Genomic DNA, 12599 nt, shown 5'->3' with positions numbered 1-12599 from the left:
AAATGACGCTGGAAAACTTACTTGCATCCATTCAGCCTCTCTCTCAGGAGGCTATGGCCGCCGCGAAGCTTCGGCAGGCAGCGCTTGCCAAACCCCCCGAGAGCCTGGGGCGGCTGGAGGAACTGTCCATTCAGCTGGCAGGCATCACCGGAGAGGTCCATAATTCCATGAACAAGACCCACCTGCTTGTGTTTGCCGCGGACAACGGCGTTGTGGAAGAGGGCGTTTCCAGTGCCCCCCAGTCTGTGACCCTGATGCAGACCATCAATCTGACCCGGGCGAAGACCGGGGCTTCCGTGCTGGCGAAGCACTTTGGTTCCGGCATTACGGTGTGTGATGTGGGCGTCAATGCCGTCATTCATGAACCGAAGGTCCTGAATAAGAAAATTGCCTTCGGAACCCAGAATATCGTCAGGGGACCCGCCATGACCCGGGAACAAGCCATCCAGGCCATTCTGACCGGTGCGGAGCTTGCCATGCAGACGGACGCCGATGCCATGGGCGTTGGCGAAATGGGCATCGGCAATACGACCACTTCCTCGGCAGTCCTGGCTGTTCTGCTGGGTGTCGGCGTGGAGACGGTCACAGGCCGGGGCGGCGGCATTACGGACGAATCCTTCCGGAAGAAGAAGCAGGTCATCGCTGACGCCATCGCGCTGAACAAGCCTGATCCTGCGGATCCCGTGGATGTGCTGCGGAAGGTTGGCGGCTTTGATCTGGCCGCCATGTGCGGCGCGTTCCTGGGCGGCGCGGCGAGCCATCGGCCTATGGTCATTGATGGCTTTATCTCCGTGGTGGCGGCCCTGTGCGCTGTGCGGCTGTGCCCCACAGTCAGGGATTACCTGGTGCCCAGCCACGCCTCTTATGAAATCGGCTACAAGCTCGCCATGGAGGCCTTGGGCCTGCAGCCCATCTTCCTGCTGGGGATGCGACTGGGCGAAGGCAGCGGCTGCCCGTTGGCGTTTCAGGTTCTGGACGCCGCCTGCGCCGTTATCAACGACATGGCGACCTTTGACCAGGCGGGCATTGACGATGGCTACCTGGACGAGATCCGGGAAGGGGACAAGTTCACTGTGGAGGACCCAAAATGATCGTCTTCATTACGGGCGGAGCCAAAAACGGCAAATCCTCCTACGCCCAGGACCTGGCGGTGAAGCTGGCAAATGGCGGGAAGCACTATTACCTTGCCACCATGATTCCCTGCGACGAAGAGGACCGGGACCGCATCCGGCATCATTTGGTCGACCGGGCCGGGCTGGGCTTTGAGACGCTGGAACAGGGAAGGGACATTGCCAAATGCCTGGAGCACACCGATAAGGAGGGAACCTTCCTGCTGGACAGCGTCACAGCCTTGCTGCTGAATGAGCTTTACCCGGACCCGACGACATGGAAGCTGGATCCGGCGGCCCCGGACCGGTGCCAGGCAGGGCTGGAAGCGCTTTGCGGCCAGGTTAAAAATATAGTGCTGGTCAGTGATTATATCTATTCCGACGCTATGAAATACGGCGAGGAAACGGAGATTTACCGGCGGGGCCTTGCTCAGCTGGATCGGTTTCTGGCAGGGATTTCGGATACGGTCATTGAAGTCAGCGCCGGAAGCCATATTATTCACAAAGGGGGCATCGGGCTATGAAGCAGTTCCTGCACGCTTTTTTCATGTGCCAGTCTATGTTCTGCGCCATTCCCTGTCCCTGTAAAATCTGGGATGAGGATGCCCGGGATAAGCTCCTGTGGTGCCTGCCTCTGGTAGGGTTGGAGATCGGGTTATTCTGGTGGGCTTTGGGGCTGCTGTGCGGCCTGCTGGGCCTTCCTCAGGCGGTGACCGGCATTGCTCTGTGCGCGATACCCTTTTTCGCGACAGGCTTCATACATCTGGATGGCTTTATGGATGTGACCGATGCCGTAAGATCCTACCGGGATCTGGCACGGCGCAGAGAGATTCTGAAGGATTCTCATGTAGGTTCCTTCGCCGTTATCGGCGTTGTGCTGCTGATCCTGTGCCAATTTGCTTTCTGCGCATCGTTTGACAAGGAAACGGAGCTTCGGGTGCTGATCGTCATTCCGGTAGTCAGCCGCTGCGGCAGCGCATTGGCTGTTTCCGTACTGCCGAAGATGTCCACCAGCCAGTATGTAGAGAAGCGGGCGAAACCGGCGGATGTGCTGATTCCCTGCGCTTTTCTGGCGGCGGCCCTGACCTTTGCGTTTTGCCTGGGGCTTCGCGCCGGGCTTGTGCCGCTTGTTCAGATGGCGGGGTACGCCCTGGCCCTTCGAAGAGCCTACCGGTCGCTGGAGGGGATGAACGGGGATATTTCCGGTTACGCACTGACCATTTCTGAGCTGGCGGCCCTGGGGGCTCTGGCCATTCTGTAAGGAGGCTTCTATGAAACTGATTATCGGCGGCGCCTATCAGGGCAAACACGCCTTTGCAAAAGAGAAATTTGGGTTCTCTGAGGAACAGATTTTCCTCTGCACCGATACGGCCATCGATTTTTCCAGGCCCTGTATCGACAGATTGGAGGAGTATGTTCTTGCCTGCGTTCAGGCAGGTATCGATCCTCTGGAAAAGCTGAAGCAGCAGGACCTATCGGATAAGGTCATTATCTGCATGGATATTTTCTGCGGTGTTGTGCCCATCGACGCGACGATGCGGCTGTGGCGGCACACTACAGGACTTGTATGCCAGTACCTGGCCAAAAACGCGGACAACGTGTACCGGATATACTGCGGATTGGAGCAAAAGCTGAAATGAGCAGACTTTACCTCATTCGCCATGGCAAGACGGAGGCGAATCTCCGGCACCGCTACTGCGGGTCTACAGATCTGCCCCTTTCAGAAGCAGGGCGGGAAGAATTGAAGGGACTGCATTATGAGATCTCCAATGTCCGTTTCCTGACCTCCGGCATGCTGCGCACGGAACAGACACTCGCCGCGCTCTTCGGGGACGTCCCTCACGAAAAAAGGCCAGCCTTTCGGGAAGTGGATTTCGGTGTTTTCGAAATGCACACATATGAAGAACTGAAAAATGATCCGGCCTATCTGGACTGGATCACCGGCGACAATATGGCAAACGTCCCCCCAAAAGGGGAGAGCGGAAACCAGATGCTTGCTCGTGTCCTGGCAGCTCTGCAGGAGCTGCGGCAGGAGGATACCGTGCTTGTGACCCACGGCGGCGTAATCGCCGCCATCATGGAGCATCTTTTCCCGGAGGAGAATAAGAGCCGCTATCAGTGGCAGCCCGACCCCGGGCATGGGTATTTGATTGAGGGAAATTCCTACCGGGCGATTCCCGGAAAAAAGGATTGACAAAACAGAAAATCTACGGTATAATACACAGGCACTTGCGAGAGTGTTGGAATGGTAGACAAGCACGTTTGAGGTGCGTGTGGTTATGCCGTGGGGGTTCGAGTCCCCTCTCTCGCACCAAGAGCAGGTCATTCTGAAGAGTGACCTGCTCTTTTTTGTTACGGAAACTCTGAATAAATCGTCGGCGGCTGGACAGCGGGTCTTTTGCCCCCGGTCTGCGGTACGAAAACAAAATCTACTGCTGCCCTGCAATTAAGGAAAAACGATGAACCGCTTCTTGAGAAGACCAAACGTGCGGTTGAACTTCCGACGCTTGCGCATCCGGGGAAGGTATGCTATACTGGGGAAAAACAAAAGTGAGGCCCAAGTATGATTCGATTTTTTGTAACGCAGGAGGCGCTTTCCGGTCCCTCCTGTCAGCTGACCGGAGAAAACGCCAAACACGCCAGGGTATTGCGGCTGAAAGCCGGTGAGGAAGTCCTGCTCTGTGACGGGCAGGGCAGGGAATGTCTGTGCCGGGTAGAGGACCCGGAGGTGCTGACCCTTACCTGTGGAGAATGCCGCCCTTCGGAGAGCGAGGCCGCGGTCCGGGTCAGTGTGTATATGGCTTTTCCCAAGGCAGACAAGCTGGAGCATGTGATCCAGAAAGCCACAGAGCTTGGGGCCGTAGAGATCGTAGCGTTCCCGTCGGAGCGCTGCGTGTCCCGGCCGGATGAAAAGAGCCTGAAAAAGAAGCTGGAGCGCTGGCAGAAGATTGCCGCCTCCGCAGCCGAGCAATCCGGCCGGGGGCTGATCCCGGAGGTGCTGGTGCTGGGATCCTATGCTGAAGCGCTGCGCCGGGCGGCACAGGCAGATAAGGCGTTGCTTTTTTACGAGCATGAGGATACCGTCACCATGCACGACGCTCTGGATAGCGGCCACTGGAAGACCGTCAGCCTGTTGACCGGCCCGGAGGGCGGTCTGGAGGAGCGGGAAGTCTCTCAGGCGCTGGACGCCGGTCTGACGGTCTGCACCCTCGGCAAGCGCATACTGCGCTGTGAGACAGCCCCGCTGTGCGCCCTCTCCGCCGTCATGTACGCGGCAGGGGAGTATTGAATAACGGAAACGGCGTACCGCAGCTCAGGCGGTACGCCGTAAATTCATTTCTGCCGGATGTTTACATTTCCGGAAACCGTATCGGCACTGATGGCACAGCTGCCGTCACCGGATACATAGCGGCTTTCGGAAGGACAGGTATAGTCAAAATCCGAGCGGAATTTGCCGCTGACGGTGTCCTGTCTCAGGGTGAAGCCCGCTGTTTTTGGCAGGAACAGCTCCAAATCCCCGGAGACGGAATCCAGGTCGATTTTCTCGGGGCGTTCCGTCAGCTCCAGAGCGCAGTTCCCGGAGGTGGTTTCCAGGGAAATCTCATGGGCCGCGCCGGAGCAGGTGATCTTTGCGGAAATGGTGGAAAGGCTCAGCTTGTCGGACCGGATGTCCTTCAATTCCATCACACCGGATACGGTGTCCACGTCCAATTCCGTTCCCGTCAGGTTTTCAATCTGAATGGGAGCGGAAATACTCTCTACGGAAAGCTCCTTTGGCGTCCAACCCTTTGGAACCAGCACCGTCAGGTCCGCACCTCTGTGGCTGCCAAAATTCAGAACGCTGCTTTCCATGGCGCTGATGGTGAGTTTCCCATCCTCCAGGGAGTATGCGGTGCTGTCCGCGTCGCCGCCGGAGACGGCATAGCGCAGGGTGTCCCCGGTGTCCTGCCGGATGGAGACCGAGCCGTCCACCCAGTCAATTTCCAGGGACCGCACCTGGGAGGCGTCAAAGCTCTGGCTCGCGGATTCCGTGCCGCGGTTTGCAGAATTGCTGATGGAGAGCGCGCCAACGGTCAGGCGCTTTACGGGGATGCTGAAAAGGAAGGCACAAAGAACCACAGTCAGCAGGACGCTGAGGGCTGCCTTGCGCAGGGAATGCTTTCCCAGCAGGGCGAACACCAGCTTCGTCAGGGAATCCGCAATGGGGAAGAGAATCCAGGTGATCCACCAGGCATGGGTGCGGAAGCTGACGAGAAGGTATACCCCAAGGGTTAGCAGCCACAGCAGGGAACGGACACTCTTTTGTACTTCGCTTTGTAGGCCTTCTTCAGCTTTCATTGGCTGCCCGGTGCTTTTTCCGGCAATGAGCTGCATGGCCACACCCAGCGCTACCATGGAGAGCAAACAGCACAGCCCAAATTCATCCTGCAGAAGAAACAGGGGTACCGGGCAGAGAATATAAAAGAAAATGGCGATAACGGTCAAGGCGACCCGTGTCCCTCCGGAGATGGGGTTGTATGTCTCCAAAGAATCCATCAGCTTTCCGGCGAGAATCTGAATCACCACACCGCAGGCAACCATCGCCAGCAGACAGCACAGTCCAATTTCGTTCTGAAAAATGAATAGGGGAATGGGGCAGGTAATGTACAGGAAAACAGCCACGGCATTGCAAATCCGCTTTCCCAGGGGAACATAGCCGGAGGCATCTTCCCGTTCCGGGGAGGCGGCCTTTCCCAGAAGGGCATCGATATCCCCAATGCCGGAGACCGCTTTCCGGTAGGCATCCTCCTCGGAGAAGCCTCTGGAAACCCAGTCGTCAAACCGGTCCAATGTATTCTGCAAAATCTCCTGCTCCATATCCTCTTTGCCCACGGTTCCGGCAAAGAGCAGGTGAACGTATTCTTTCAGCTTTTCTCTCATAAGGTATCCTTCCCTTCCAACAGATGATCCATGATTTGCCGTGTCTCCAGCCATTCCAGCTGCAGCCGGTGGCAGGCTTCCCGACCTTCCGGGGTGATGGAGTAGTACCGCCGCCGGGCGCCGCTGCCCTGGTCGCCCCAATAGGAGCGAATATAGTCCTGCTCCTCTAAGCGCTTGAAGGCCGTGTAGAGCGTGGCCTCTTTCAGCTCAAATTTGCCGCCGGTCATGGTGGAGATGGTTTTGTTGATTTCGTAGCCGTAGCTGTCGGATTGCAGCAGACGGGCCAGTATGATTGCGTCCGTGTGCCCACGGATCAAATCTCCGGCAATTGACATGGCCAGCACCACCTTTCTGAAACCCATACTATCATGAGATACCTCACCTGTCAAGGTATCTCGCAAGAAAAAGGCAGCGGCAGGAACATCCCGCCGCCGAATACGTTACTTATGATACCGGCTTCCCGCCTGGATGGCTTCCGCCCGGTACAGCTGCTCCAGTACCATGATCCGGGCCAGATGGTGGGGGAAGGTCATCGGCCCCATGGAGAGCTTAAAATCCGCTTTCTCCTTGACTCTTGGGGCCATGCCGAAGGATGAGCCGATGAGAAAACAGGCGCTGCTCTTGCCCGACAGCTTGACGGAAGCCAGCTTTTCAGCGAAGGTCTCGCTGCTGATGACTTTTCCTTCCGGCGTAAAAACACAGAACCAGGCGCCCTTTGGGATGCGGGAGAGAATATCCTCCGCCTCTTTTTCCAGCCCCGCGGCAATCTCCGCCGGGCTGGGATTTTCCGGCAGCCGGTACTCCGGCAATTCCAGAAGGGTAAACCGGCAGTAGCCGGAAAGCCGCTTGGCATATTCCTGAGCAGCGGAAATATAGAATTTCTCCTTCAGCTTGCCCATGGTGATCAAAGTGATTTCGAACATTGTTCCGTCCTCCTTGCGTCCATAGCATACCATAGGAGAAAAAAGAACGCAATAGGGTATCTTTCTCCGGCAACTGCGCAGACTGGCAGGGGAGGGATAACCATGAAAAGCAAACGCAAGCTGCCGCCTTTGTTTCTGCCCCCGGAGGGCGGCATCTCCGGCAGCATTCAGACAGATCCCCAGGGAAGCTATACGGGCCGTCCGGAGGAAATTCTGGAAGAACCCGTCCAGGATGTGGACGATCTGTAGCAAAGGCGGCAGCCCCAATTCGGCTGCCGCACGATCATTTCCCTTTGTATTTTCGCCTGGTGGCGAGACCGCCCCGGATATGGCGCTGCTGCTTGTTCCAATCCAGGACTTCCCGGACCTGCTCAGAGAGTCCGGAGTGGGTCTTTGGCAGCCGCTGGGTCAGGTCCTTATGCACCGTAGATTTGGAAATGCCGAATTTCCGGGCAGCGGCGCGCACGGTGGCGCCGGTTTCGATCACATAGGCAGCCAGTTCACAGGTCCTTCGCTCCATCTCGTCGTTCATCGGGCGTCCCCTCCGATGCTGATAGATTCCGCACTACCATGGGTATTCTTCCGGAAAGGATCTTATGACAGCTTGACAAAAAACGGCTGGGGCACTAAAATGGGAACACAGAGAAATGAGGTGCCGAAATGATCTATTTCAACAACGACTATTCCGAGGGCTGCCATCCCAAGGTGCTGGAAGCCCTGACAAAGACCAATATGGAGCAGACGCCGGGTTACGGCATGGATGCCCACTGTGCCCGGGCCGCCCAGTTGATCAGGGGGCTGTGCCGGGACGAAAGCCTGGACGTTCACTTTCTGGTGGGCGGTACCCAGACCAACCTGACGGTGATTGCCGCAGCCCTGCGGCCTCACCAGGGCGTACTGGGCGCGGATACCGCCCATATCAATGTCCATGAGACCGGAGCCATCGAGGCAACGGGCCACAAGGTACTCTGGCTGCCGAACGCGGACGGAAAGATTACGGCGGAGCAGGTGCGCAGCTGCGTCCTGGCCCATCGGGCTGACGAGAGCTTTGAGCACACGGTCCAGCCGAAAATGGTCTACATATCCAATCCTACAGAACTGGGTACACTGTATACCCGCAGGGAACTGGAGGCGCTGCATCGGGTTTGCGGCGAGTTGGGACTGTATCTTTTCCTGGACGGCGCCCGGTTGGGCTACGGTCTGGCAGCAAACGGCAATGATGTGACGATGCCGGATCTGGCAAAATTCTGTGATGTCTTCTACATCGGCGGCACAAAGGTTGGGGCCATGTTCGGCGAAGCCGTTGTGATTTCCAACCCGGCTTTGAAGGAGGATTTCCGCTATCTGATCAAACAGCACGGCGGTATGCTTGCCAAAGGGCGGCTGCTGGGGGTGCAGTTTGAGGCACTGCTGGAGGATGGACTTTACTTCGAAATTTCCGGCCACGCAGACGCTATGGCGGACAGAATACGGTCATGCCTTGCGGAAAACCATGTACCTCTGCTGGTGCGGAATGAGACAAACCAGATTTTTCCCATTCTCCCGGACGACGTTCTGACAGAACTGAAAAAGAGATTTGTGTTTTCCGAACAGTGCCGGGTGGATGACGGCCATCGGGCCGTTCGCTTCTGTACCAGCTGGGCGACAAAGCCGGAAAACGTGGATGCCCTGTGCCGGGAGCTGGAAAAGCTATTGGCACGGCAGGCGTAAAAAGGAGAGACACCATGACAGACAAAGAGCTGCGCCGCCTTGGCCGCGGAGAACTGATTGAGATCATTTATGAGCTGAAAAAGAGGGAAGAGACATTGGAGGCGGAGAAGGAGACACTGCGGCAGAAGCTAGCGGACCGGCAGATCCGGATGGATTCCACCGGCTCCATTGCCGAAGCGGCTTTGGCTCTGAACGATGTATTTACGGCAGCCCAGAATGCCGCGGACGACTACCTCCGCTCCGTCCGGGCGGGCTGCGCGGACGCAGAAACCATGTCCCAGCATATTCTGGAGGATGCAAACCGTCAGGCGGCGGAAATTGTGGCAAAGGCCCAGCAGCAGGCAGACGGAATCAACGCCGCCGCGCAGCAGCAGCTTGCACAGGTCAACCGGCAGTGTGAGGAGCTTATGCGCAAGGCAGAAATGGAAAACCGTGCCCGCTGGGATGCTTTTCAGAATAGGGTCGGGGAACTCTTTGTCTCCTACCGCGCCTGTGAATCGGACGAAAAATCGGATCCGAGAGAATGATAAAAAGGAAGGGCCGCAAACCGTTTTCGGAATGCGATCCTTCCTTTTTGTTACGCGTTGTTTTCCAGCACCAGCTTCAGGGCTTCCCGGCAAGCGTTTTGCCGGACAGCCTCCCGGTCACTGGGGAAGAGGAAGCGGCGGGAGAGGGTTTTGCGGCAATCGCTGTAGCCGATAAAGACCAGCCCAACGGGGTTGCCGAACTCGTCTCCGCCGGGACCGGCAAGGCCCGTAACGGATACAGCAATATCGGCCCGCAATACCTTTCGGGCCCCCTCTGCCATAGCCTCGGCCACGGGGGCGGAAACGGCGCCCAAAGTATCCAGCAGTTTCTGATCCACCCCCAGAAGGTTGTGCTTGACCCAGTTTGTATAGCTGATGATGCCGCCCTTGTAGACGGCGGAGCTTCCGGGAACGGCGGTCAGGGCCGCGCCGATGCCGCCGCCGGTGCAGCTTTCCGCAGTTACGAGGGTTTTGCCCCGCAACGCTTCCAGAACCTTACAGCAGAGGCTCGTCATGGTATGCCACCTTGATTTTCTCAACGCTTTCCAGTGCCCGGGTAATCAGAGCCTCCCGGTCCAGATTCCGCTCCGCATGGATAACCTGGCCCAGAGTTGGCTTTGTCTTGGGATGCTTGGGGGTAAAGACGGTGCAGCAGTCCTCGTAGGGGAGAATGGAAGTCTCCAGAGTGCCGATTTTCCGGGCGATGGTGACAATCTCTTCCTTGTCCATGCCAACCAGGGGCATGAAAATGGGCATATTCACCACGGCGCCGGTAACGGTCATGGCCTCCATGGTCTGGGATGCCACCTGCCCCAGATTCTCACCGGTGACCAGCGCGCCGCAGCCGTCCTCCCGGGCCAGCCGCTGGGAGATCTCCATCATGAACCGGCGCATGATCAGAGTAAAGTATTCCTCCGGACAGTTGTCCCGGATGGCCTCCTGGATTTCCGTGAAGGAGACGATGTTCACGGTCATTTTCCCGCTGTAGCGGGTGACAAGTCTTGCCAGCTCCAGAACCTTGTCCTTGGCAAGCTGGGAGGTATAGGGGTAGGAGAAAAAGTGGACAGACTCAATTTCCACACCCCGTTTGGCCATCATGTAGGCGGAAACAGGGGAGTCGATGCCGCCGGAGAGCAGACACATGGCTCTGCCGCCCACACCGGTGGGCAATCCGCCCGCGCCGGGCAGGGCCGGACCATGGACATAGGCGGACAGATCCCGGACCTCCACATAGACCGTGTAGGCGGGATGGTGCACGTCAACGGCCACATTCGGGTGGGCCTCTGCCAGACGACCGCCGATTTCCTGAGAAATGGCAATGGAACTCATGGGGAACTGCTTGTCGGAGCGCTTGGATTCCACCTTGAAGGAGGCAGCGCAGTCCAGCTCATCGCCAAGGTAGGCTTCCACGGCCTCGAAGATGGCGTCCATATTCTTTTCGCAAGGGCGGCACCGGCAGATGCTGTTGACGCCGAAGATGCTCTTGCAGGCCTCCCAGGCCCCTTCCACATCCGCTTCCTCATCCTGGGGCTCTACATAGACCGTGGACTGCAGGATGTATACGTCAAAATTTCCGTAGGGCTTCATCCGACGGCGAATGTTCTGCCGCAGCTTGTTTTCAAACTGGCGCTTGTTGGAGCCTTTGAGGATGATCTCGCCCAGCTTCAAAAGAAAAATTTCGTTCATAGGGATTCCTTTCTACCGGGGTTCCAAAAGGGGAACTCCGCAAATTCTGATACATTATATCGGATACGCCCGGGAAAAGCAAGGGCAAAGTCTTTCTTTAACCGCCGCTGCCCAGCCGCACGGCCCGGTACTGTATGGCCTCGGCGATGTGGGGGACCTGAATGTCCTCGCTGCCGTCAAGATCCGCGATGGTGCGGGCGACCCGCAGGATCCGGTCGTAGCTCCGGGCCGTCAGTCCCATGGATTCAAAGGCGTCCTTCATAAGACCGGCGCACTCGTCGGTGAGCGCGCAGTGCTGCCGCATCTCCCCCGGACCCATGCGGGCGTTGCACATACCGGAGTCTTCCCCGAACCGGCTGATCTGGATCTGGCGTGCGCCGTTGACCCGCTGCTTGATGGCAGAGGACGGCTCTGCCTGGGCCCGCTCCCGCAGATCCTCAAAGGGCACGGCATTGACCTCTACAATAATGTCGATCCGGTCCAGCATTGGGCCGGAAATACGACTCTGGTAATTCTCCACGGACTGCTGACTGCACCGGCACCGGCCGCTGGGATCGCCGTACCACCCGCATTTGCAGGGATTCATGGCGCAGACCATCATGAACTCGGCAGGGTAGGTGAAGGAACCGGAAACCCGGGAAATGGTCACTTTGCCATCCTCCAGGGGCTGACGCATCAGGTCCAGAGAATCTTTCCGGAATTCCGGCAGCTCATCCAGAAAGAGTACGCCCTTGTGGGCAAGAGAGATCTCTCCCGGCTTCGGATTGCTGCCGCCGCCTACAAGTCCCGCGTTGGACACCGTATGGTGGGGCGCCCGGAAGGGACGGCGGGTTACCAGAGGCTGCCTGGCTGTCAAAAGGCCCATGACGGAATAGATCTGGCTGACCTCCAGACTCTCTGCCCAGGTCATATCCGGCAGAATGGAGGGCAGGCGCTTGGAGAGCATACTTTTTCCGGAACCCGGGGGACCGATAAGCAGCACATTGTGACTTCCTGCCGCCGCGACCTCCAGGGCACGCTTGACATTTTCCTGCCCCAGCACATCCTGAAAGTCGGGCATGGGCTCGGTGTCTGCCTCCGGAACCCAAAGCGGTTCGCTGGACAGCTCCCGCAGACCGTTCAGCCCGTCTGCCAACTCCCGGACGTTATGCACCGGGATGATCTCCGGGCCCCGGGAGAGGGTAGCCTCCGCAGCGTTTTCCGCGGGGACAAAGAGAAAACGCAGTCCGTTCTGCTTGGCGGCCAGAGCCATGGGCAGCACACCGGAAACAGGCCGGATTTGTCCGTCCAGGCTCAGCTCCCCCAGGAAAGCGCAGTCCGAGGCCGGGCGGCGGATCTCGCCGGAGGCACAGAGGATGCTCAGAAGGATGGGCAGATCATAATGGGTCCCCGCCTTTTTCAGATTGGCGGGAGCCAGATTGACGGTGATCCGGCTGATGGGGAATTTCAGCCCCGAGCTTTTGGCCGCGGCCCGGACCCGCTCCCGGGCCTCCTTTACGGCGGCATCCGGCAGACCCACGATATCAAATCCGGGCAGTCCGCCGGAAATGTAGCTCTCTGCCATGACGACGGAGCCCTGAATTCCGGAAACGCCCAGTGTACGCACACTGCAGATCATTGGCATGCGCTCCTTTCAGAGTGTGGCAAAATGCACAGCATTCCGCCAAAAGAATCAGAATATTTCTATCATATAGCATTTTTGTTGAAAAGACAATCCCTATTTC

At 57.8% G+C, this 12599-nt stretch carries 16 protein-coding genes and 1 tRNA gene; 10 read left to right on the top strand and 7 right to left on the bottom strand.

Going from position 1 to position 12599, the window contains the following annotated elements; all coding sequences use genetic code 11:
- The first annotated feature begins 2 nt into the window (after nt 1-2).
- From cobT to KQI10_RS02575, 7 genes are all read left to right on the top strand, one after another.
- Complete coding sequence (gene cobT, locus KQI10_RS02605) at nt 3-1091, top strand: nicotinate-nucleotide--dimethylbenzimidazole phosphoribosyltransferase (protein WP_216565847.1); 1089 nt, start codon at nt 3-5, stop codon at nt 1089-1091.
- Nucleotides 1088-1633, top strand: a complete 546-nt coding sequence (locus KQI10_RS02600) for a bifunctional adenosylcobinamide kinase/adenosylcobinamide-phosphate guanylyltransferase (RefSeq protein WP_216565846.1) — start codon at nt 1088-1090, stop codon at nt 1631-1633. The genes cobT and KQI10_RS02600 overlap by 4 nt, the downstream gene beginning before the upstream one ends.
- Nucleotides 1630-2370, top strand: coding sequence for an adenosylcobinamide-GDP ribazoletransferase (locus KQI10_RS02595; RefSeq protein ID WP_216565845.1), 741 nt, complete (start codon nt 1630-1632; stop codon nt 2368-2370). The genes KQI10_RS02600 and KQI10_RS02595 overlap by 4 nt, the downstream gene beginning before the upstream one ends.
- Before the next feature lie 10 nt (nt 2371-2380).
- Nucleotides 2381-2749 (top strand): bifunctional adenosylcobinamide kinase/adenosylcobinamide-phosphate guanylyltransferase, encoded by a 369-nt coding sequence (locus tag KQI10_RS02590; protein WP_216565844.1) that lies wholly within the window; start codon nt 2381-2383, stop codon nt 2747-2749.
- On the top strand, nt 2746-3303 hold the full coding sequence (locus KQI10_RS02585) for a histidine phosphatase family protein (RefSeq protein ID WP_216565843.1): 558 nt from the start codon (nt 2746-2748) through the stop codon (nt 3301-3303). The genes KQI10_RS02590 and KQI10_RS02585 overlap by 4 nt, the downstream gene beginning before the upstream one ends.
- Before the next feature lie 37 nt (nt 3304-3340).
- A tRNA-Leu gene (locus KQI10_RS02580) sits at nt 3341-3423 on the top strand.
- A gap of 249 nt (nt 3424-3672) precedes the next feature.
- Complete coding sequence (locus tag KQI10_RS02575; RefSeq protein WP_216565842.1) at nt 3673-4398, top strand: 16S rRNA (uracil(1498)-N(3))-methyltransferase; 726 nt, start codon at nt 3673-3675, stop codon at nt 4396-4398.
- Between the two features lie 44 nt (nt 4399-4442).
- Here the strand turns inward: KQI10_RS02575 and KQI10_RS02570 are convergent, their stop codons facing one another.
- From KQI10_RS02570 to KQI10_RS02560, 3 genes are all read right to left on the bottom strand, one after another.
- A complete protein-coding gene (locus KQI10_RS02570) occupies nt 4443-6029 on the bottom strand; it encodes a DUF4097 family beta strand repeat-containing protein (protein WP_216565841.1) in 1587 nt (528 codons plus the stop codon).
- Nucleotides 6026-6364 (bottom strand): PadR family transcriptional regulator, encoded by a 339-nt coding sequence (locus tag KQI10_RS02565; protein ID WP_216565899.1) that lies wholly within the window; start codon nt 6362-6364, stop codon nt 6026-6028. Before KQI10_RS02565 ends, KQI10_RS02570 begins: the two co-directional genes overlap by 4 nt.
- A 105-nt stretch (nt 6365-6469) precedes the next feature.
- A complete protein-coding gene (locus KQI10_RS02560) occupies nt 6470-6952 on the bottom strand; it encodes a 23S rRNA (pseudouridine(1915)-N(3))-methyltransferase RlmH (RefSeq protein ID WP_216565840.1) in 483 nt (160 codons plus the stop codon).
- Nucleotides 6953-7054: 102 nt separating this feature from the next.
- Here KQI10_RS02560 and KQI10_RS02555 point away from each other — a divergent pair, with 102 nt between their 5' ends.
- Nucleotides 7055-7201: a hypothetical protein gene (locus KQI10_RS02555; protein WP_216565839.1), complete on the top strand. Its 147-nt coding sequence runs from the start codon at nt 7055-7057 to the stop codon at nt 7199-7201.
- A gap of 34 nt (nt 7202-7235) precedes the next feature.
- Here KQI10_RS02555 and KQI10_RS02550 read toward each other — a convergent pair whose 3' ends face one another.
- Nucleotides 7236-7484 carry a sporulation transcriptional regulator SpoIIID gene (locus KQI10_RS02550; protein ID WP_216565838.1) on the bottom strand — a complete coding sequence of 83 codons (249 nt, stop codon included), beginning with the start codon at nt 7482-7484 and terminating at the stop codon, nt 7236-7238.
- Nucleotides 7485-7612: 128 nt separating this feature from the next.
- Between KQI10_RS02550 and KQI10_RS02545 the strand changes: the two genes are divergently transcribed.
- Both KQI10_RS02545 and KQI10_RS02540 read left to right on the top strand, forming a co-directional pair.
- Nucleotides 7613-8662, top strand: a complete 1050-nt coding sequence (locus KQI10_RS02545) for a low specificity L-threonine aldolase (protein ID WP_216565837.1) — start codon at nt 7613-7615, stop codon at nt 8660-8662.
- A gap of 14 nt (nt 8663-8676) precedes the next feature.
- A complete protein-coding gene (locus KQI10_RS02540) occupies nt 8677-9189 on the top strand; it encodes a hypothetical protein (RefSeq protein ID WP_216565836.1) in 513 nt (170 codons plus the stop codon).
- A 50-nt stretch (nt 9190-9239) separates the two neighbouring features.
- Here KQI10_RS02540 and KQI10_RS02535 read toward each other — a convergent pair whose 3' ends face one another.
- From KQI10_RS02535 to KQI10_RS02525, 3 genes are all read right to left on the bottom strand, one after another.
- Nucleotides 9240-9704, bottom strand: coding sequence for a CinA family protein (locus KQI10_RS02535; protein ID WP_216565835.1), 465 nt, complete (start codon nt 9702-9704; stop codon nt 9240-9242).
- Entirely contained in the window at nt 9685-10875 is a 1191-nt protein-coding gene (gene thiI, locus KQI10_RS02530; RefSeq protein ID WP_216565834.1) for a tRNA uracil 4-sulfurtransferase ThiI, read from the bottom strand. The genes KQI10_RS02535 and thiI overlap by 20 nt, the downstream gene beginning before the upstream one ends.
- Nucleotides 10876-10972: 97 nt before the next feature.
- Nucleotides 10973-12493, bottom strand: coding sequence for a YifB family Mg chelatase-like AAA ATPase (locus KQI10_RS02525; RefSeq protein ID WP_216565833.1), 1521 nt, complete (start codon nt 12491-12493; stop codon nt 10973-10975).
- Nucleotides 12494-12599: the final 106 nt, after the last annotated feature.

Origin of the sequence: Pseudoflavonifractor sp. MSJ-30 (assembly GCF_018918045.1) — a bacterium.
GTDB lineage: Bacteria > Bacillota > Clostridia > Oscillospirales > Oscillospiraceae > Faecousia.
This window is presented reverse-complemented; position numbering and strand designations above follow the sequence as displayed.